At 67.6% G+C, this 20,149-nt stretch carries 17 protein-coding genes (1 of these 17 running past the window's edge); 14 read left to right on the forward strand and 3 right to left on the reverse strand.

The window, feature by feature from the left end:
• On the reverse strand, nt 1-940 hold the 5' portion of the coding sequence (locus tag HSX14_RS30220) for a CaiB/BaiF CoA transferase family protein (RefSeq protein WP_173178217.1). The gene continues 284 nt to the left of window position 1, outside the view; only the first 940 of its 1,224 coding nucleotides appear in the window; the start codon lies at nt 938-940; its stop codon lies off the left edge, out of view.
• A 70-nt stretch (nt 941-1,010) separates the two neighbouring features.
• The gene (locus tag HSX14_RS30225) at nt 1,011-2,192 is read right to left on the reverse strand and encodes an acyl-CoA dehydrogenase (RefSeq protein ID WP_173178216.1); all 1,182 of its coding nucleotides are present in this window, start codon (nt 2,190-2,192) and stop codon (nt 1,011-1,013) included.
• A gap of 184 nt (nt 2,193-2,376) precedes the next feature.
• Between HSX14_RS30225 and HSX14_RS30230 the strand changes: the two genes are divergently transcribed.
• The 13 genes from HSX14_RS30230 to HSX14_RS30290 all read left to right on the forward strand — a co-directional run bounded on the left by HSX14_RS30230 (nt 2,377) and on the right by HSX14_RS30290 (nt 18,464).
• Nucleotides 2,377-3,285: a LysR family transcriptional regulator gene (locus HSX14_RS30230; RefSeq protein WP_173178215.1), complete on the forward strand. Its 909-nt coding sequence runs from the start codon at nt 2,377-2,379 to the stop codon at nt 3,283-3,285.
• Between the two features lie 213 nt (nt 3,286-3,498).
• Nucleotides 3,499-5,265: a DUF1302 domain-containing protein gene (locus HSX14_RS30235; protein WP_173178214.1), complete on the forward strand. Its 1,767-nt coding sequence runs from the start codon at nt 3,499-3,501 to the stop codon at nt 5,263-5,265.
• A 25-nt stretch (nt 5,266-5,290) separates the two neighbouring features.
• Nucleotides 5,291-6,661, forward strand: a complete 1,371-nt coding sequence (locus HSX14_RS30240) for a DUF1329 domain-containing protein (RefSeq protein WP_173178213.1) — start codon at nt 5,291-5,293, stop codon at nt 6,659-6,661.
• Nucleotides 6,662-6,826: 165 nt separating this feature from the next.
• On the forward strand, nt 6,827-9,385 hold the full coding sequence (locus HSX14_RS30245) for a LuxR C-terminal-related transcriptional regulator (protein ID WP_173178212.1): 2,559 nt from the start codon (nt 6,827-6,829) through the stop codon (nt 9,383-9,385).
• 520 nt (nt 9,386-9,905) lie between these two features.
• Nucleotides 9,906-11,027, forward strand: a complete 1,122-nt coding sequence (locus tag HSX14_RS30250) for a Re/Si-specific NAD(P)(+) transhydrogenase subunit alpha (RefSeq protein WP_173178211.1) — start codon at nt 9,906-9,908, stop codon at nt 11,025-11,027.
• A gap of 12 nt (nt 11,028-11,039) precedes the next feature.
• Nucleotides 11,040-11,354 (forward strand): NAD(P) transhydrogenase subunit alpha part 2, encoded by a 315-nt coding sequence (locus HSX14_RS30255; RefSeq protein WP_021217425.1) that lies wholly within the window; start codon nt 11,040-11,042, stop codon nt 11,352-11,354.
• 2 nt (nt 11,355-11,356) lie between these two features.
• Nucleotides 11,357-12,793 (forward strand): NAD(P)(+) transhydrogenase (Re/Si-specific) subunit beta, encoded by a 1,437-nt coding sequence (locus HSX14_RS30260; protein WP_173178210.1) that lies wholly within the window; start codon nt 11,357-11,359, stop codon nt 12,791-12,793.
• A gap of 268 nt (nt 12,794-13,061) precedes the next feature.
• On the forward strand, nt 13,062-14,555 hold the full coding sequence (locus tag HSX14_RS30265) for a succinyl-CoA:acetate CoA-transferase ScpC (RefSeq protein WP_173178209.1): 1,494 nt from the start codon (nt 13,062-13,064) through the stop codon (nt 14,553-14,555).
• A 311-nt stretch (nt 14,556-14,866) separates the two neighbouring features.
• Nucleotides 14,867-15,082 carry a DUF1127 domain-containing protein gene (locus HSX14_RS30270; protein ID WP_111263305.1) on the forward strand — a complete coding sequence of 72 codons (216 nt, stop codon included), beginning with the start codon at nt 14,867-14,869 and terminating at the stop codon, nt 15,080-15,082.
• A gap of 250 nt (nt 15,083-15,332) precedes the next feature.
• Entirely contained in the window at nt 15,333-15,542 is a 210-nt protein-coding gene (locus HSX14_RS30275; protein WP_173178208.1) for a DUF1127 domain-containing protein, read from the forward strand.
• 111 nt (nt 15,543-15,653) lie between these two features.
• A complete protein-coding gene (locus HSX14_RS30280; RefSeq protein ID WP_173178207.1) occupies nt 15,654-15,971 on the forward strand; it encodes a DUF2388 domain-containing protein in 318 nt (105 codons plus the stop codon).
• A 182-nt stretch (nt 15,972-16,153) separates the two neighbouring features.
• On the forward strand, nt 16,154-16,474 hold the full coding sequence (locus HSX14_RS30285) for a DUF2388 domain-containing protein (RefSeq protein ID WP_173178206.1): 321 nt from the start codon (nt 16,154-16,156) through the stop codon (nt 16,472-16,474).
• Nucleotides 16,475-16,505: 31 nt separating this feature from the next.
• Nucleotides 16,506-18,464, forward strand: coding sequence for a DUF7844 domain-containing protein (locus HSX14_RS30290; RefSeq protein ID WP_173178221.1), 1,959 nt, complete (start codon nt 16,506-16,508; stop codon nt 18,462-18,464).
• Nucleotides 18,465-18,700: 236 nt separating this feature from the next.
• Here HSX14_RS30290 and HSX14_RS30295 read toward each other — a convergent pair whose 3' ends face one another.
• The gene (locus tag HSX14_RS30295) at nt 18,701-19,102 is read right to left on the reverse strand and encodes a GFA family protein (protein ID WP_173178205.1); all 402 of its coding nucleotides are present in this window, start codon (nt 19,100-19,102) and stop codon (nt 18,701-18,703) included.
• A 72-nt stretch (nt 19,103-19,174) separates the two neighbouring features.
• On the opposite strand from HSX14_RS30295, the gene HSX14_RS30300 reads away from it, so the two are divergent.
• On the forward strand, nt 19,175-20,146 hold the full coding sequence (locus HSX14_RS30300; RefSeq protein WP_373874664.1) for an AEC family transporter: 972 nt from the start codon (nt 19,175-19,177) through the stop codon (nt 20,144-20,146).
• The last annotated feature ends 3 nt before the right edge of the window (nt 20,147-20,149 follow it).

The following is a 20,149-nucleotide window of genomic DNA, read 5'->3' on the forward strand; positions in this document are numbered from 1 at the left end:
CCCACTCGGCCGTCGTCTTGAACACGGTCGCCTGGCGGATCAGCGGGATCAGCTCGGCACGATTCGCCACTCGCGCCTTGTTGGAAGAAAAACGCGGGTCGTCGGCCCACTCCCGGTGGCCGGCGACCTCGCAGAACTTGCGGAACTGCCCATCGTTGCCAACGGTGAGGATGAAATCCCCATCCGCGGTGGGGAAGTCCTGATACGGCACGATGTTGGGATGGGCATTGCCCAGCCGGCGAGGCGCGTTACCCGTGGTGAGGTAGTTCATCGCCTGGTTCGCCAGGCAAGCCACCTGCACATCCAGCAGCGCCATGTCGATGTGCTGCCCACGCCCGGTCGTAGCGCGCGCGGTCAATGCAGCGAGGATGGCGACGGAGGAATACAGCCCCGTGAGGATATCGGTCAGCGCCACGCCCACCTTCACCGGCCCGGCTCCCTCCTCGGCATCCGAACGCCCGGTCAGGCTCATCAGCCCACCCAGCCCCTGGATCATGAAGTCGTAACCCGCGCGCTTGGCGTAGGGCCCGAACTGGCCGAAACCGGTGATGGAGCAATAGATAAGGCGCGGGTTGATCACCTTCAGGGATTCGTAGTCCAGCCCATAGGCCGCCAGCCCACCCACCTTGAAGTTCTCGATGAGGATGTCCGACTCCGCCGCCAGCTTGCGCACCAGCGCCTGCCCCTCGGCCTGGGTGAAGTCGATGGTCACCGACTGCTTGTTGCGGTTCGCGGAAAGGAAGTACGCCGCCTCGCTGGTATCCCGGCCATCGGCGTCCTTCAGATAGGGCGGGCCCCAGGAGCGGGTGTCGTCCCCGGCCCCCGGTCGCTCGACCTTGATCACCTCGGCACCGAGGTCGGCGAGTATCTGCCCGGCCCAGGGCCCGGCCAGCACACGGGAAAGATCGAGCACGCGGATATGCGAAAGGGCACCGGCCATGGAATCACCCAAAGGAGAAGGAAGGACAGGCACCACTCCCTCTATATATAGAGGGAGTGGCAACTCCGGATCAGAAGAACGCCTGGATACCGGTCTGCGCGCGACCGAGGATCAGCGCATGCACGTCGTGGGTCCCCTCGTAGGTGTTGACCACCTCCAGGTTCACCAGGTGACGGGCGATGCCGAACTCGTCGGAAATCCCGTTGCCGCCCAGCATGTCGCGGGCCAGGCGGGCGATCTCCAGCGCCTTGCCGCAGCTGTTGCGCTTCATGATCGAGGTGATCTCCACCGCAGCGGTGCCTTCATCCTTCATGCGACCCAGGCGCAGGCAACCCTGCAGGGCCAGGGTGATCTCGGTCTGCATATCGGCCAGCTTCTTCTGGATCAACTGGTTGGCCGCCAGCGGGCGACCGAACTGGTGGCGGTCCAGCACATACTGGCGCGCGGTGTGCCAGCAGAACTCGGCGGCACCCAGGGCGCCCCAGGAAATGCCATAGCGTGCGGAGTTCAGGCAGGTGAACGGCCCCTTCAGGCCACGCACCTCGGGGAAGATGTTCTCCTCGGGGACGAACACGTTATCCATCACGATCTCACCGGTGATGGACGCCCGCAGGCCCACCTTGCCGTGGATGGCCGGTGCGCTCAGGCCTTCCCAGCCCTTCTCCAGCACGAAGCCGCGGATATCGCCGGCATCGTCCTTGCCCCAGACCACGAAGACGTCGGCGATCGGGCTGTTGGTGATCCACATCTTGCTGCCGGTCAGGCGGTAGCCGCCCTCCACCTTGCGCGCGCGGGTGATCATCGAGCCCGGGTCGGAACCGTGGTTCGGCTCGGTCAGGCCGAAGCAGCCGATCCACTCGCCACTGGCCAGCTTCGGCAGGTACTTCTGCTTCTGCGCCTCGCTGCCGAATTCGTTGATCGGCACCATCACCAGGGACGACTGCACGCTCATCATCGAGCGATAGCCGGAGTCGACGCGCTCCACCTCGCGGGCGATCAGCCCATAGCACACATAGTTCAGGCCGCTGCCGCCGTACTCCGCCGGGATGGTCGCGCCCAGCAGGCCGACCTCACCCATCTCGCGGAAGATCGCCGGATCGGTCTTTTCATGGCGGAAGGCTTCCAGCACGCGGGGCGCCAGCTTGTCCTGGGCGAACTGCTCGGCGCTGTCGCGCACCATGCGCTCCTCTTCCGTCAGTTGCTGGTCCAGCAGCAGCGGGTCGATCCAGTTGAAAGCAGCTTTGGCAGCCATGAAGGAATCCTCGGTATGCGGTGGATGCGGAACGGGTCGCGCCCGTCTTGTCGTATGCATTCATCCTAGACAGTGCCGGCCGCCAGGGGCAAACGAGGATTTCGCACCCTCTTGTGCTAATTTCTCACTCCGAAATCGCACAAGCCGCCGTTTACGCCAGTCAATTGTGAGGCAGAGGTACAGCATGCGCCGCAAGATCCCCAGCACCAGTGCCTTGATCGCCTTCGAATCCGCCGCGCGGCACCAGAGCTTCACCAAGGCCGCCGAAGAACTGGCCCTGACCCAGAGCGCCGTCTGCCGGCAGATCGGCGGGCTGGAGGAATTCCTCGGCCTGGAACTGTTCCGCCGCTCGCGCCGGGGCGTGAAGCTCACCGAGGCCGGCCTCGCCTACTCCCGCCGCATCGCCACCCAGCTCGACGCCGTGGAGCGCGACACCCTCGCCGTGATGGGCCAGCAGGGCGCGATGGCCATCGAACTGGCCGTGGTGCCCACCTTCGGCACGCAATGGCTGGTTCCCCGGCTGGCGGACTTCCAGCGCCTGCACCCGGAAGTGACGGTCAACCTCACCAACCGCACCCGCCCCTTCCTCTTCGCCGACACCGCCTTCGATGCCGCGCTCTACTTCGGCGACGCCGACTGGTCGGGCACCGAATCCCACTTCCTCATGCACGAGCACTCGGTGCCGGTGTGCAGCCCGCGCCTGCTGGGCGGCCGCACGCGCCTCAGCGCCAGCGAGATCGCCGGCCTTCCGTTGCTGCAACAGACCACCCGCCCCTACGCCTGGCGCCAGTGGTTCGGCTCCCTCGGCCTCAATGTCCCGCGTGACATGAGCGGCCCGCGCTACGAACTCTTCTCCATGCTCGCCCAGGCCGCCACCCACGAGATGGGCATCGCCCTCATCCCGCCCTTCCTCATCCAGCGCGAACTGGCTGACGGCAGCCTGGTCACCGCGCTGGACCACAGCTTCCGCAGCGACAAGGCCTATTACCTGATCATCCCCGAACGCAAGGTCGAATCCGCCGCCCTGGGCGCCTTCCGCGACTGGCTGGTGGAAGCCGCGTGCCTCTATCGCCAGCAGGCCGGCCAGGACTGAGTCCACACGCCCGCCACTGTCACGCAAAGTAGCAGCCCGCCAGGCCGTATCGCCCCGCCCGCCCTTCGTCGCCCTGAAAAGCCCCCGCGCAGGCCCGCGCGGGCGATGGCATCACCCACCCGGGTGATGGGTGAAATCGCCCGTTCAGGCAGTTATGGGCAGACTTTCGGCTGATTAGCATGAGGCCTCCTTCATCCTTCACTGGAGAGCCGCATGACAACAAGAACAATGCGCGGAATCTTCCGGCCGCACGCGCTGGCCGCCGCCGTGGCACTGGGATTCACCGCCCCCTCGTTCGCCGTCACCTTCAACATCGGGGAGATAGAAGCGCAGTTCGACTCATCGCTGTCGGTCGGCGCGAGCTGGGGCACCCGCGCGCCGGACCCGGAATTCATCTCCGTCGCCAGCGGTGGCGAAGCGCTCTCGCGCACCTCCGACGACGGCCGTCTCAACTTCAAGAAGGGCGAGACCTTCTCGAAGATCTTCAAGGGCATCCATGACCTCGAACTGAAGTACGGCGACACCGGCGTCTTCATCCGCGGCAAGTACTGGTACGACTTCGAGCTGAAGGACGAGCACCGCGAGTTCTACGACATCGACGACCACAACCGCAAAGAGGGCGCCAAGTCCTCGGGCGCGCAGATCCTCGACGCCTTCATCTACCACAACTACAACCTGGGCGACCTGCCCGGCAGCGTACGCGTCGGCAAGCAGGTGGTCAGCTGGGGCGAAAGCACCTTCATCGGCAACTCGATCAACAGCATCAACCCCATCGACGTCGCCGCCTTCCGCCGTCCCGGCGCCGAGATCAAGGAAGGCCTCATCCCGGTCAACATGATCTACGTCTCCCAGAGCCTGACCGACAGCCTCTCGGCAGAAGCCTTCTACCAGCTGGAGTGGGACCAGACGGTCGCCGACAACTGCGGCACCTTCTTCTCCACCTCCGACGTGGTCGCCGACGGCTGCACCGACCGCCTCATCGTCAACGGCCCCGACCTGCCGCCCGGCGTCTCCACCAACACCGGCGCCACCCTCTACATCCCCCGCGCCGGCGACAAGGACGCCCGCGACAGCGGCCAGTTCGGCGTCGCCCTGCGCTGGTTCGTGCCGGAGTTCAACGACACCGAGTTCGGCGCCTATGCGATGAACTACCACAGCCGCGGGCCGGTGTTCAGCACCATCCGCACCACCACCCCGAGCCTGGCGGTCATCCCCGGCGCGCCGGGTGCCCGCTACTTCATCGAATACCCCGAGGACATCCGCCTCTACGGCGTGAGCTTCCAGACCAACATCGAAGGCACCTCGGTCGCCGGCGAGCTCAGCTTCCGCCCCAACATGCCGCTGCAGCTCAACAGCACCGACCTGTCCTTCGCCGCCCTGGCCGTCCCCTCCTCGCCGATCTTCGAAAGCGGCCACGGCAGCAACACCGCCGGCGCCATCCTCCACGGCTACGAGCGCAAGCCCGTCACCCAGGCCCAGGTCACCGCCACCCAGTTCGTCGACCAGGTCATGGGCGCCAGCCGCCTGACCCTGGTGGCCGAGGTCGGCTACAACCACATCGGCGGCCTCGACGACGACATGGGCTCGCTGCGCTACGGCCGCGACCCGATCTACGGCCCCGGCCAGCTCTCCTCGCAAGCCACCTGCCTGGCGCTCACCGCCACCAGCCCGGCCCAGCGCGAGTGCAACGACAAGGGCTTCTACACCAGCAGCTCCTGGGGCTACCGCGCCCGCGCCGCCCTGGACTACAGCAACGTCTTCGCCGGCATCAACCTCACCCCCAGCCTCGCCTGGTCCCATGACGTCGACGGCTACGGCCCCAACTTCAACGAAGGCAGCAAGGCCATCAGCCTCGGCCTCAACGCCGAATACCAGAACACCTACACCGCCAGCCTCAGCTACACCGACTTCTTCGGCGGCCACTACAACACCACCACTGACCGCGACTTCATCGCCCTCAGTTTCGGCCTGAACTTCTGATCAACGACCGCATAGGACTCGCACAATGAGAACCACAAGAATCCTGCAAGGCGGTGTGCTGGCCCTCAGCCTGCTGGCCGCCACCGTGATGGCCGCGGTATCGCCCGACGAGGCCGCCAAGCTCGGCACCAGCCTCACCCCGCTGGGCGCCGAGAAGGCCGGCAATGCCGATGGCAGCATCCCCGAATGGACCGGCGGCCTGCCCAAGAACGCGGCCGCCATCGACGCCAACGGCTTCCTCGGCGACCCCTTCGCCAGCGAGAAGCCGCTGTTCACCATCACCGCCGCCAACGCCGCGCAGTACAAGGACAAGCTCTCCGAAGGCCAGCTGGCGATGTTCAAGCGCTACCCCGAGACCTACAAGATCCCGGTCTACACCACCCACCGCACCGCCGCCGCGCCGGACGCCATCTACGCCGCCGCCAAGCAGAGCGCCCTCAACACCCAGCCGGTGGACGGCGGCAACGGCCTGTCCAACTTCGCCGCCAGCCACTACTACGCCTTCCCGATTCCCAAGGACGGCGTCCAGGTGCTGTGGAACCACATCACCCGCTACCGTGGCGGCAACGCCCGGCGCCTGGTGGTGCAGGTCACCCCGCAGACCAACGGCTCCTTCTCCCCGGTGCAGTTCCAGGACGAAGTCGCCTTCCCCGGCGACATGAGTGACCTCGACCAGGACAAGGCCGCCAACATCCTCCTCTACTTCAAGCAGCGGGTCCTCGCGCCCTCGCGCCTGGCCGGCAACGTGCTGCTGGTCCACGAGACCATCGACCAGGTCAAGGAGCCGCGCCTGGCGTGGATCTACAACGCCGGCCAGCGCCGCGTGCGCCGGGCGCCGCAGGTCGCCTACGACGGCCCCGGCACCGCCGCCGACGGCATGCGCACCGCCGACAACTTCGACATGTTCTCCGGCGCGCCCGATCGCTACGACTGGAAGCTCATCGGCAAGAAGGAGATGTACATCCCCTACAACAGCTACAAGCTCGATTCCACCTCCCTCAAGTACAAGGACATCGTCCAGGCCGGCCACATCAACCAGGACCTGACCCGCTACGAGCTGCACCGCGTCTGGGAAGTCGAGGCCACGCTGAAATCCGGCGAACGCCACATCTACGCCAAGCGCCACATGTACATCGATGAAGACAGCTGGCAGGTCGCCCTGGTGGATCACTACGACGGTCGCGGCCAGCTGTGGCGCGTCGGCGAAGGCCACGCCGAGTACCACTACGGCCAGCAGGTTTCCGGCTACACCCTGGAAGCCCTGTACGACATCATCGCCGGCCGCTACATCGCCCTGGGCCTGAAGAACGAGGAGAAACACGGCACCGAATTCGGCTTCAAGGCCAGCGGCGCCGACTACACCCCGGCCGCCCTGCGCAACGCCGGCATCCGCTGACCCACCCGCTCCACCCGCGCCCCGGCATGTCCGGGGCGCGTGCGTTCCGGGGCTGCGTTATGGCGCACAATCATTCGCGGCCATAGCGCTTCACCTGCCGCTGCCTTGGGTCTAGTCTCAATGACCACGGTTCATCCCATAACAACAACATCCGCGAGAACCGCCATGCCCCGCAGCAGCTCCGGCGTTCCGTCCGTTCGCGCTCCCCACTCCAGCATCCCGCGCCTGCCGCCGGCCCATGTGCCGCGCCCCCGGCTGACCGAACGCCTGCTCGCCGAACAGAGCCGACTGCGCCTGCTCTGCGCCCCGGCCGGCTTCGGCAAGAGCGTGCTGTTCAGCGAATTGCTGCTGGGCCTGCGCGACCCCGGCCAGGTGCTCTGGCTCAACCTCGCCGGCCAGCCGCTGCACCCCGAGCAGCTGATCGCGCAGATCGCCGGCGCCCTGCAGCGCCCGGTCCCCGACCTGCCCGCGCCGCTCGCCCTGCTGCAACTGCTCGATGGCGGCGGCAAGCCGCTGTGGCTGGTGCTCGACGACTACCCGAGCCAGCCCCCGGCCGAACTCGATGCCTGCATCGACCAACTGCTCGCCCGCGCCCTGCCCAACCTGCAGCTGCTGGTCAGCGCCCGCCAGCGGCCGGACTGGAACCTGCCACGCCTGCTGTTGGCCGGCGAACTGCAGGAACTGGACGCCACCCACCTGGCCCTGACCCGCGACGAATTGGAGCGCCTGGTCGACCAGCTCGCCCCCCAGGCCAGCGACGCCCAGCGCGAGGAACTCTGGCAGGAGAGCGAAGGCTGGTGCGCCGGCGCCCGCCTGCAGCTGTCCAGCCGCAATCACCCGCACGGCCCCGGCACCGCTGCCGCCGCCAGCCATTGCTGGCTGAAGGAATACCTCGACCACGAACTGCTCGCGCGCCTGGGTGACGAGGAAGCCCGCTGCCTGTTCGCGCTGGTCCACCTGCCCAAGGTCTCCGCCGAACTGTGCCGCCAGCTGTGGGAGGAAAGCGACGGCGCCGAACTGTTCTCGCGCCTGCTCGCCCGCCAGGCCTTCTGCATGCCGCTGGACGAGGACGGCCACTGGTACCGCGTGCTGCCCGCCGTGGCCAAGGTCCTGCACAACCGCATCTCGGCCACCGCTGCGGCCCACCTGCACCTGGCGGCGTGCCGGGTGTTCATCGCCGCCGGCCAGGTGGAAGACGCCATCGAACAAGCGCTTTGCGCCGGGCAACCGGAGGTCGCCGCCAACTACCTCGAACACCTCGGCCAGGAATGGCTCACCGGCGAGCAGCACCTCGCCCACCTGCTCGCCTGGCGCAGCCGACTCCCGGCCCTGCTGCTGGAGAGTACGCCGCGCCTGCTCACCCTCAACGCCTGGGCCCTGCTCCTGGCCTGGCGCCTGGACGAAGCCGAGGACTGTATCCACAAGCTCGGCCGCTTCCTGCCCCAGGCCGATGCCCGCCGCAACCGCAAGCTGCTGGCCAACTGGCAGGCCCTGCACGGCGTGCTCGGCGCCCTGCGCGGCCGTCCCGGTCAGGACGCCGCGCTGCACTGCCAGCAGGCCCTGGAACACCTGCCCGAGCGGGACTGGATGCCGATCCTGCTGTGCCACTCCGCCCTCGCCCGCATCGCCATGGCCAGCGGCCAGCCCGACCTCGCCCCGGTGCGCCTGCACGACGCCCTGGAGATCGCCCGGCGCCAGGGCAGCCTGCTGTTCGAAACCCTGATCAACCTCGACCGCACCCGCCTGCTGCTGCTGCGCGGCGAGTTCGCCCGCGCCCAGGGGCTGGTCACCCAGAGCTTCGTCCTGATCGGCCAGCGCAAGGCGGTGGACGGCCTGCTGCTCGGCCGACTGCACCTGATCCAGGGCGAACTGCACCTGATCCACGGCCGCCTCGACGACGCCGAGACGGAACTGCGCATCGGCCTGGAACAGGCCCTGGAATGCGCCGACCCCTTCGCCCTGCACGGCTACCTCGGCCTTGCCGAACTCCGCTCGCGGCGCGGCGAGTTCGACCAGGCCTTCGTCCACCTGCGTGATGCCGAGCGGGAAATGCATTGCCGCCAGGTCTGGCGCCTGTCCTTCAACGGCGTGCTCAGCCTGCAGAGCATGCGCGTGCTCGCCCGGCAGCAGCGCTGGGACCGCGTCGAGCCCGTGGGCCTGCGCATCCAGCGCTACTTCGAGGGCGACAGCCCCTGGATGCCACCGCTGGACTACCCCACCCTGCCGTTGCGCAACCTGCTCCTGCTGGCCCGCGGGCACCTGGCGGCGGGCCGCGCCGAACAGGCCGAGGCGATGCTGCGCCCACTGCTGCAGCGCTGCGAATTCCTCCAGTACCGACCGCTGGCCTGCGAAGTCGGCCTGGCGCTGGCCGAGGCGGCCCGCTGGCTCGGCCAGGAGGATGCCGCCAACCTGGAGCGCGAGGCTCGCCAACAGGCCACCCACCTCGGCATGCAGGGCCTGCTGCAGGAGTGGCCCACCGCCGGCCAGACCGGCGAGCGCAGCGGCACGGCGGGCACGGGCGACCACAGCAACCTGCTCAGCCAGCGCGAACGCTCGGTCCTGCAACTGCTCGCCGAGGGCTTCTCCAACCAGGAGATCGGCAGCTACCTGTTCATCTCGGTGAACACGGTGAAAACCCACACCAAGAAGATCAACAGCAAGCTCGGCGTGAAGCGCCGCACCCAGGCGGTGATGCGCGCCAAGAGCCTCGGCCTGCTGGTTTGAGGCGCAACCGCGACAATCCACCACAGGGCGCGCCCGCCCTTCCTGCACTTCCCCCTCTGGAACGGGCTTTTCGGCGATATTTGACCCTGTAGTCAAATATTCATCAAAGCTACAGAAGCCCCGTTTTCCAGACACTTATGGCAACTATAAAAAACGCTGACTAACAGTCGCGCCGCCAATGACGGCAGGATGTCGCGGCCTCCCAGTGGGTCGGGCATGGCCTGATGGACATCCATTCATGTCAGGGATGTCATTCCCCGCCCACAGGGCCTCCGGATAGGCTGCGCAGCCAGTCCGGACGGCGCTTTGAATCAAATGGCCGTTTTCCCGGTCAATTGGTGACTTGTAGTTACTGCCGCGTTTGACTTCAGAACTTCTTGAAGCACTCGCGGTTCGCCTGCAAAATGCCGCGCCCGCCGGTCAGCACCCAGTGCACCGAGCGGTTTTGTGCTGATCCGCCCCCGCCAGAGCGCCAACGTAGTGCGCTGGTCAATCACAACGATCACGCAGGAGAATTTACGTGCACATCGGTGTTCCTCTCGAAACCCTGGCCGGTGAAACGCGGGTAGCCGCGACTCCCGAGACCATCAAGAAACTGATCGGCCAAGGCCATCAGGTCACCGTCCAGAGCGGTGCCGGCGTCAGCGCCAGCATCACCGACGCGGCCTATGAAGCCGTCGGCGCCACCCTCGGCAGCGACGCCGCCGCCTTCGGTGCCGACCTGGTGCTGAAAGTCGTCGCCCCCTCCGACGCCGAACTGGCCCTCATGAAGGCCGGCGCCGTGCTGGTCGGCATGCTCAACCCGTTCAGCAACGAGACCATCGCGCGCATGAATGCCCGTGGCATCACCGCCTTCGCCCTCGAAGCGGCGCCGCGCACCTCCCGCGCCCAGAGCCTCGACGTGCTGTCGTCCCAGGCCAACATCGCCGGCTACAAGTCCGTGCTGCTGGCCGCGCACCACTACCCGCGCTTCATGCCGATGCTGATGACCGCCGCCGGCACCGTCAAAGCCGCACGCATCCTCATCCTCGGTGCCGGTGTCGCCGGCCTGCAGGCCATCGCCACGGCCAAGCGCCTGGGTGCGGTGATCGAAGCCTCCGACGTACGTCCCGCAGTGAAGGAGCAGATCGAATCCCTCGGCGCCAAGTTCGTCGACGTGCCCTTCGAGACCGATGAAGAGCGCGAATGCGCCCAGGGTGTCGGCGGTTACGCCCGCCCGATGCCGGCCTCCTGGATGGAGCGCCAGGCCAAGGCCGTGCACGAGCGCGCCAAGCAGGCCGACATCGTCATCACCACCGCGCTGATCCCGGGCCGCAAGGCACCGACCCTGCTGCACGAGGCGACCGTCGCCGAGATGAAGCCGGGCTCCGTGGTCATCGACCTGGCGGCGGCACAGGGCGGCAACTGCCCGCTGACCGAAGCCGAGCAGGTGGTGGTCAAGCACGGCGTCACCATCGTCGGCTACAGCAACCTGGCGGCCCTGGTGCCGGCGGATGCCTCGGCCCTCTATGCGCGCAACCTGCTGGACTTCCTCAAGCTGGTCATCGACAAGGACGGCCAGTTCCACGTCAACCTCGAAGACGACATCGTCGCCGCGTGCCTGATGTGCCGCGACGGGCAAGTCGTCCGCACCAACGGCTAAGGGGCAGCGGACATGGATATGATTTCTGACGGCATCTACAACCTGATCATCTTCGTGCTGGCGATCTACGTCGGCTACCACGTGGTCTGGAACGTGACCCCCGCCCTGCACACCCCGCTGATGGCCGTGACCAACGCCATCTCCGCGATCGTGATCGTCGGCGCCATGCTGGCCGCCGCCCTCACCGTCACCCCGCTGGGCAAGGCCATGGGCACCCTGGCCGTGGCCCTGGCCGCGGTCAACGTCTTCGGTGGCTTCCTGGTCACCCGACGCATGCTGGAAATGTTCAAGAAGAAAGCGCCCAAGGCGTCGGCGGAGAAGCACTGACCATGAGCATGAACCTGATCACTGTTCTCTACCTCGTCGCCTCGGTGTGCTTCATCCAGGCACTGAAGGGCCTGTCGCACCCGACCACGTCCCGTCGCGGCAACCTGTTCGGCATGATCGGCATGGCCATCGCGGTGTTCACCACCGTCGGCCTGATCTACAAGCTCGGCGCCGAGCTGGCCACCCAGGGCATCGGCTACGTCATCGTCGGCCTGCTGGTCGGCGGCACCGCCGGCTCGGTCATGGCCAAGCGCGTCGAGATGACCAAAATGCCGGAGCTGGTCGCCTTCATGCACAGCATGATCGGCCTGGCCGCCGTGTTCATCGCCATCGCCGCCGTCGTCGAGCCCCAGTCCCTGGGTATCGTCGCCGCACTGGGCGACGCCATTCCGAAAGGCAACCGCCTGGAACTGTTCCTCGGCGCTGCCATCGGTGCCATCACCTTCTCCGGTTCGGTGATCGCCTTCGGCAAGCTCTCGGGCAAGTACAAGTTCCGCCTGTTCCAGGGCGCCCCGGTGGTGTTCAAGGGCCAGCACATGGTCAACCTGGCCGTCGGCCTGGCGATCCTCGGCCTGGGCCTGTACTTCACCTTCACCGGTGACATCCGCGCCTTCGCCCTGCTGGTGGCCCTGGCCTTCGTCATCGGCGTGCTGATCATCATCCCGATCGGCGGCGCCGACATGCCGGTGGTGGTGTCGATGCTCAACAGCTACTCGGGCTGGGCCGCCGCCGGTATCGGCTTCTCGCTGAACAACTCGATGCTGATCATCGCCGGTTCGCTGGTGGGCTCCTCGGGCGCGATCCTCTCCTACATCATGTGCAAGGCGATGAACCGCTCGTTCTTCAACGTCATCCTCGGCGGCTTCGGTGCCGATGCGGATGCCGGCGCCGCCACCGGCAGCAAGGAACAGCGCCCTGTGAAGTCGGGCTCCTCCGACGACGCGGCCTTCCTGCTGACCAACGCCGACACCGTCATCATCGTTCCCGGCTACGGCCTGGCGGTGGCCCGTGCCCAGCACGCGCTGATGGAACTGGCCGAGAAGCTGACCCACCGTGGCGTGACCGTGAAGTACGCGATCCACCCGGTCGCCGGCCGCATGCCGGGCCACATGAACGTCCTGCTGGCCGAGGCCGAAGTGCCCTACGAGCAGGTGTTCGAGATGGAAGACATCAACTCCGAGTTCGGCCAGGCCGACGTGGTCCTGGTGCTCGGCGCCAACGACGTGGTCAACCCGGCTGCGAAGAACGACCCGAAGTCGCCGATCGCCGGCATGCCGATCCTCGAGGCCTACAAGGCCAAGACCGTGATCGTCAACAAGCGCTCGATGGCCAGCGGCTACGCCGGCCTGGACAACGAACTGTTCTACCTAGACAAGACCATGATGGTCTTCGGCGACGCCAAGAAGGTCATCGAAGACATGGTCAAGGCGGTCGACTGACCCCTGCCCCGCACCACCGAAAACCCCGGCCACGCGCCGGGGTTTTCTTTTATGGGGGATTTCTGTGGGAGCGAATCCATTCGCGAAGCAGACCGCTGGGCTGCCTGGAAATCCCACCCCCTGAGAAGCCCTTCGCGAATGAATGCGCGCCTATCCCCTCCGTCCTGCCCTCCATTCATGCGCGCTCTTCGACCTTGGTATAGAAGGCGGCGGCCCTCGGAGCCCCTAGACTGCGCGGCTCGTTTCCCCCGTTGCCCGAGGTTCCCCCATGCACCCTGATCGCGTACGCCTGCCCTCGCTGCTGGGCAAGGTAATGAGTGCGGCCGAAGCCGCGTCCCTCATCGAAGACGGCATGACCATCGGCATGAGCGGCTTCACCCGCGCCGGCGAGGCCAAGGCCGTGCCCCGGGCGCTGGCCGAGCGCGCCAAGCAGCAGCCGCTGCAGATCACCCTGATGACCGGGGCGAGCCTGGGCAACGACCTCGACAAGCAACTCACCGAAGCCGGCGTACTGGCCCGGCGCATGCCCTTCCAGGTGGACAGCACCCTGCGCAAGGCGATCAACGACGGCAGCGTCATGTTCATCGACCAGCACCTGTCGGAAACCGTCGAACAGCTGCGCAACCACCAGCTCAAGCTGCCGGACATCGCCGTCATCGAGGCCGTGGCCATCACCGAGGAAGGCCACATCGTGCCCACCACCTCCGTGGGCAACTCCGCCAGCTTCGCCATCTTCGCCAAGCGCGTGATCGTCGAGATCAACCTGGCCCACGACACCAACCTCGAAGGCCTGCACGACGTCTACATCCCCACCTACCGGCCGACCCGCACGCCCATCCCTCTGACCCGCGTGGACGACCGCATCGGCACCACCGCCATCCCGATCCCCCCGGAGAAGATCGCCGCCATCGTCTTCACCGAACAGCCGGACTCGCTCTCCACCGTGCTGCCGCCGGATGCCGAGACCCAGGCCATCGCCGACCACCTGATCGGCTTCTTCGCCCGCGAAGTGGAAGCCGGGCGCCTGTCCAACAGCCTGGCGCCGCTGCAGGCCGGCATCGGCAGCATCGCCAACGCCGTGATGTGCGGGCTGATCGACTCGCCCTTCCAGAACCTCAGCATGTACTCCGAGGTGCTGCAGGACTCCACCTTCGACCTGATCGATGCCGGCAAGCTGCGCTTCGCCTCCGGCAGCTCCATCACCCTCTCCGCGCGCCGCAACGCCGATGTCTTCGGCAACCTCGAACGCTACAAGGACAAGCTCGTGCTGCGCCCGCAGGAGATCTCCAACCACCCCGAAGTGGTGCGGCGCCTCGGCATCATCGGCATCAACACCGCCCTGGAGTTCGACATCTACGGCAACGTCAACTCCACCCACGTCGGCGGCACGAAGATGATGAACGGCATCGGCGGCTCGGGGGACTTCGCCCGCAACGCCCACCTGGCCATCTTCGTCACCAAGTCCATCGCCAAGGGCGGCGCCATCTCCAGCGTCGTGCCCATGGTCAGCCACGTCGACCACACCGAGCACGACGTCGACATCCTCGTCACCGAACAGGGCCTGGCCGACCTGCGCGGCCTGGCCCCACGAGAACGCGCCCGGGCGATCATCGACCACTGCGTGCACCCGGATTACCGCGCCGCACTGGACGACTACTTCGAGCGCGCCTGCGCCAAGGGCGGGCACACCCCCCATCTGCTGCGCGAAGCCATGGACTGGCACATCAACCTGGAAGAAACCGGGCGCATGCTCGCCAGCTGAATCGGTACAGCGGGCTTTTTGCTGACAAACAGGTCAAAAAACAGCTTCCGGTAAAAGGCCAACTGTACTGCTGCCAATCCCTGCCGAAGTTCGCTTCGGCAGTGAAAAATCCGGTTTCCCGTCGTTCGCCGAGGGTTTCAACGGGGCACCAATACAGCTGATGGAAATTTCGCAAGCACAGTTAGTTAGCTTGCTCAGTACTACCCGTACAATTTCAATCAGCTGTGACTACTGGGTCGTTTGTTCTGGACAGAAAATAGGTACCAGACAAACCCCTCTAGCCCCGCCACAAGCGGGAAGGAAGCGCCACCATGGAACGTACCCTCAGTTCCGACCTGATCCTCAGCTCCTCCGAATCCAGCGCCAAGGCCTCCTGGCCGCTGCGCGTCATCTCCACCCTGCTGATGTGGCAGCGTCGTATCTCCAGCCGCCATCAGCTCGCGATGCTCGACTCCCGCCTGCTGGCCGATGCCGGCATCAGCGAGGCGCAGCGCGAACTGGAGCTGAACAAGCCCTTCTGGCGCTAAGCCCGAAGCGGCGCCAGCCGCACTGCAACACCTGACAGAACCCGCCGCAGAGGTATCGCCGGCGGGTTTCGTTTTTTCGGGGCCCGGAAACCTGCGTAACAGCGCGACCCGATAGGGCCGGTACAGTTGGCCAAGTCGCGACACTGACCCCCTACAATTGCGCCCCGCTGTCCCTGCCGCCAAGCGCCCCGGCGCGCGAACATGGTCTCCCATAACCCGAACCCGCCCAGACGCGGGAAGGAAGACCGCCATGGAACGCAGCTTCGTTTCCCCTGCCCCCGCCGCCCCGTCCCTGCAACGCACCCCGCTGGCCATCCGCCTGTTCGCCCGCGTGGCCGAATGGCAGCGCAACATGCGCACCCGCCACCAGCTGGCACAGTTGAACGCGCAGCAACTGGCGGACATAGGGCTCAGCGAGTGCGACCGCAGCCAGGAGCTGGACAAGCCCTTCTGGCGCTAGGCGCGGACACCACGCGTGCCACCACTGGAACGACTCCCGCCGCTTCGCTAGGCTCTACGCCACGGGGCGCTGCGCGTGCAGCGCCCTTCGTCCCGCACAGGAGTTATTCCCATGTCCCTCTCCCGCCTGCTCGGCGCAGCCGCACTGCTGGCCCTGGCCACCAGCGCCTCGGCCACCAGCTTCGTGGTCACCACCGATGCCGTCGTCGGTGCCGTCGGCGCCACCTTCGATGCCACCTCGGACGTCACCTCTTCCCTGCGCGACGACAAGCTCGTCCTCGCCGCCCGTGACGACGCCGCCAGCTTCGTCGCCAGCGCAGGCGACATCCGTGGCGCGCGCCTGGAAGCCGCCCTCGTGCACATCCGCAGCGCCCAGCCGCAGCTGCAGGCCAGCGACCTGCAACTGGCCCAGGCCATCCTCGCCCTGTGACGCCCCTCCCGGCGGGCGCTCCCCGCGCCTGCCGGCCCTGGCCGTGAACCCCGCATTCCGCTAGCCTTGGCGCCCGCCGCGCCCCGGGCCCGGCAACCTCCTGCGCCGCTTCGCTCGGTTTGAACTGCGCCAGGGGTTTTCCGTCCAATGACCCGTACAGTTTTCACCTTCGGAGAGATCCAATGCGTCGCACGCTGATTGCCGCTGCCACCGCCCTCACCCTCGTCGCCGGCGCCGTCCAGGCACAGACCCTGGTTGCCACCAGCAACATCATCGTCCGCGCCTTCGGCCGCAGCATCGACTTCACCTCCGATACCACCACCTCGATCCGCGACATGAAGGTGATCCGCGAAGCCCGCGACGATGCCGCCAGCTTCGTCGCCAGCGCAGGCGACATCCGCGGCGTCCAGCTGGAAGCCGCCTTCAGCACCCTGCGTGAGCGCCTGCCGGAGGCGCGCGACGCCAGCGACGAGGCCCTGGCCCAAGCCATCCTCGCACTCTGATCGCCCCCTGACCGCCGTCTTGGCCGTGCGCCTGCCCACTGTCCTGCGCTGGGTTTGCCTGGCAGGGTTGCTGGCGAGCGCAACAGTTCGGGCCGAGCTGCAACTGGACCTGAACAGTGACGGCCTGAGCGCGCCCCAGCGCCAGGCCAGCCAAGCGCTGCTGGATGAAGCCCTCGCCGCCCTGCCGCCGAGCTTCGTCCAGCGCCTCGACCGCCGCGTCGAGGTCGCCTGGGCCGATGACCTGCCCGACAACGCCTACGGCCGCGCCACCCGCATCGACGCCCTCGACCTCAACCGCGCCCTGCTGCCGGAGCTGGCCGATGGCAGCGCCGCGCAGGAAAAAACCCGCCGCCCACACGGCACCGTGCGCCGCGAACTGCTGGCCACCGTGCTCCACGAACTCACCCACCTCTACGACCGCGCCCGCTGGCGTACCCCGGCCGAGCGCAGCCTGCAGTTCCGTTGTGGCCTGGCGGCCGACAGCACCGGCCTGGTGGGGCAGCGTGGCGAATGCCGGGGGCAGGTGGCGCGGCGCTTCAGCCTCAGCGACGACCCGCGCCTGCTCGACCTCGCCGGCTGGCCGCAACAGGTCGGCCGGCGCGGTGACCGCGAGGCGGAGAACCACCAGGTCGCGCGCAGCCCGGATCTCTACGAGCTGAGCAACCCGCGCGAATTCGTCGCGGTGAACATGGAGTACTTCCTCCTCGACCCCGCCTTCGCCTGCCGCCGCCCGGCGCTTTACCGCTACCTGCGCCAGCATTTCGGCTGGGCCCCCGCGCAGCAGGCCGAGTGCGCCGGGGAGCTGGCCTACCTCAACGCCGGGCGCGACTTCGGGCGCGAACCCCTGGGCCGTCTCGACCCCGAGCGGGTCTACGAAGTGGACTACCTGTTCGCCGAAGCCAACGACAACTGGGTCAGCCGCTGGGGCCACAGCATGCTGCGCCTGGTCATCTGCGCCCCCGGCCGGCCGCGCGGCCCGGACTGCCGCCTCGACCTCGACCAGCACCTGGTGCTGTCCTATCGCGCCTTCGTCGGCGACGTGCAGCTCTCCAGCTGGGACGGCCTCACCGGCGCCTACCCCTCGCGCCTGTTCGTCCTGCCGCTATCCCAGGTGATCGACGAATACACCAAGGTCGAAATGCGCAGCCTCGCCTCGGTGCCGCTCAAGCTCGACCGCGACCAGGTGGAGCGCCTGGTGGAGCGCGCCACCGAGATGCACTGGAGCTACGACGGCGACTACTGGTTCCTCTCCAACAACTGCGCGGTGGAGACCCTCAAGCTGCTGCGCAGCGGCACCGCCGACCCGCGCCTGGCGGATCTCGACAGCATCATGCCCAACGGTTTGCTGGCCCTGCTCGAAGGGCGTGGCGTGGCCGACCCGCAACCGCTGCGCGACCCGAAGGAAGCCCTGCGCCTGGGCTACCGCTTCGACTCCTTCCGCGACCGCTACCAGGCCATGTTCGCCATCGCCCGCGAGCGCCTGGCCCTGCCCCAGGCCGATGTCGAGACCTGGCTCGACCTGCCCGCCGACCGGCGCCGACCCTGGATCGCCAACGCCGACCTGCGCGCCAGCGCCGCCCTGCTGCTGCTGGAGCAGGCGGCCATGCGCAAGCAGATGCTGCTGGCCCAGGACGAACTCAAGCGCCGCTACCTCGACAGCCGCGAGAAGCTCGGCAATGCCGAGTTCTCCAGGGCCGGCGACACCCTGGAGCAGATCCTCGCCAACAGCGGCTTCCTCAGCCGCCCGGCGGACATGCTCGAAGGCGGCTACGGCCTGCCCCAGGCCAGCGAGTGGCAGCGCCTGGAGGCCGAGAGCAGCAGCCGCCAGCAGAAGCTGCGCAGCCTCACCGACGACCTCGACCGCGAAGTGCGCCACCTGATCGACCCGCGCATCCTCGCCGAGCTGGACGCCGTGCAACTCAACCTCGACCAGCTCAGCGCCCACCTGCGCCAGCTGCACAAGGACGCCGGCGGGCTCGAGCTGCCCTGACGGCTTTGCCCCACCTCCAGCCCCACCGGTGGGCTGAAGCCCACCCTACGATCAAGGCGCAGGCCGATAGGGAATGACTTGCGCCGGAAACCATCCGCGTGGGTTTCGCTCCGCTCTACCCACCCTACTGGGTACGGCCACGCCGTGGCATGAGCCCCGTAGCTCGGGTGCGAACCGGCGTTCCGTGCACAGGACGTTCGGGGGTTTCACCCGCCCTACTGGCGTGACAGAGGTGACTACAGCTTCTCTTCCTGCTCCTCCGGCAGGCCCGGGTCCAGGTGCAGCCAGGGCAGGCGGCTGCGCACCCAGATGTGGCGGTCCGGCAGGGCCTCGGCCACATCGTCCAGGGTGGCGATGGTCACGTCCATGGTGCCCGGGGCCTGCTGGGTGAAGAGGCCGAGCAGGCAGCCGCAGCCGCCGCAGAAATAGCGCGAGCAGCCGGGGGAGGAGTGGTACTGCGCCGGCTCGCCACGGGTCCAGGTGAAGGACGCCAGTGGCACGGTGATCCAGGTGGTGACGATTCCGCCGCTGGTGCGCCGGCAGTCCGAACAGTGGCAGTGGGCGATATCGGTGAGCGGGGCTTCGATGCGGTAGCGCAGCCGCCCGCAATGGCAGCCGCCCATATGGACCTGGGTCATGGGTACGTCCTCCTGTGCAGTGGGAAAACCTAGTCGCTGCAAGGCGCATCGGCCAATGGTCGGCTTGCGGATGTGCGCGGCGTTGCACAAGATGGCCGCCTCCCGACCGGACCACCGGAACCCGATGTGACCGCACTGCTTGCAGCCCTCTGGCCCCTTTTCGCCCTGATCGTCGGCGGCTACGCGCTGCGCCTGAAGGGCTTCCCCGGCGATGCCTTCTGGCCCGCCGCCGAGCGCCTGAACTACTTCATCCTCTTCCCCGCGCTGCTGTTCAGCAGCCTGGCCACGGCGCCGCTGGACAACCCCGCGCTGCCGCGCCTGGCCCTGGCGGTGCTGCTGGGCCTGGGCGTCGGCTGGGCCGTCCTGCTCCTGGCCCGCCGCGTGATGGGCTGGCCGGCGGCACGCTTCGGCGCCGTCACCCAGGGCGTGCTGCGCTTCAACACCTACCTGGGGCTGGCGGCCATCGGCAGCCTGTTCGGCAAGGAGGGCCTGGCCATCGCCGCGCTGATGCTGGCGCTGATGGTGCCGACGGTGAACCTGCTGTCGGTGTGGTCGCTCACCGCCGAGCGCGGCGTCAGCGCGCGGGGCCTGCTGCTGCCGATGGCGAAGAACCCGCTGATCCTCGCCTGCCTCGCCGGCGCCGCCTACAACCTGGCCGGGCTCGGCCTGGGTGGCGGCATCGACCGGCTGCTCAACCTCCTGGCGGTGGCCAGCCTGCCCCTGGGCCTGCTCTGCGTCGGCGCGGCGCTGCAGCCCCGCGAGCTGGGTGGCGAGCTGGCGGCCCTGGGCTGGAACTGCGCGGCGCGCCTGCTGGCCATGCCCGCCCTGGCCTTCGCCGTGGCACGCCTGCTCGGCCTGCCGGCGATGGAGAGCAGCATCCTGGTGCTGTTCTTCGCCCTGCCGACGGCCCCCACCGCCTATGTGCTGACCCGCCAGCTGGGCGGCGACGGCCACCTGATGGCGGGGATCATCACCCTGCAGACGCTGCTCTCCGGCGCCACGCTGGTGGCCGTGCTGGCGCTGCTGCAGGCTGGGCCGGGCTGACCG

This window comes from Pseudomonas tohonis (genome assembly GCF_012767755.2).
In the GTDB taxonomy this organism is placed as follows: domain Bacteria; phylum Pseudomonadota; class Gammaproteobacteria; order Pseudomonadales; family Pseudomonadaceae; genus Metapseudomonas; species Metapseudomonas tohonis.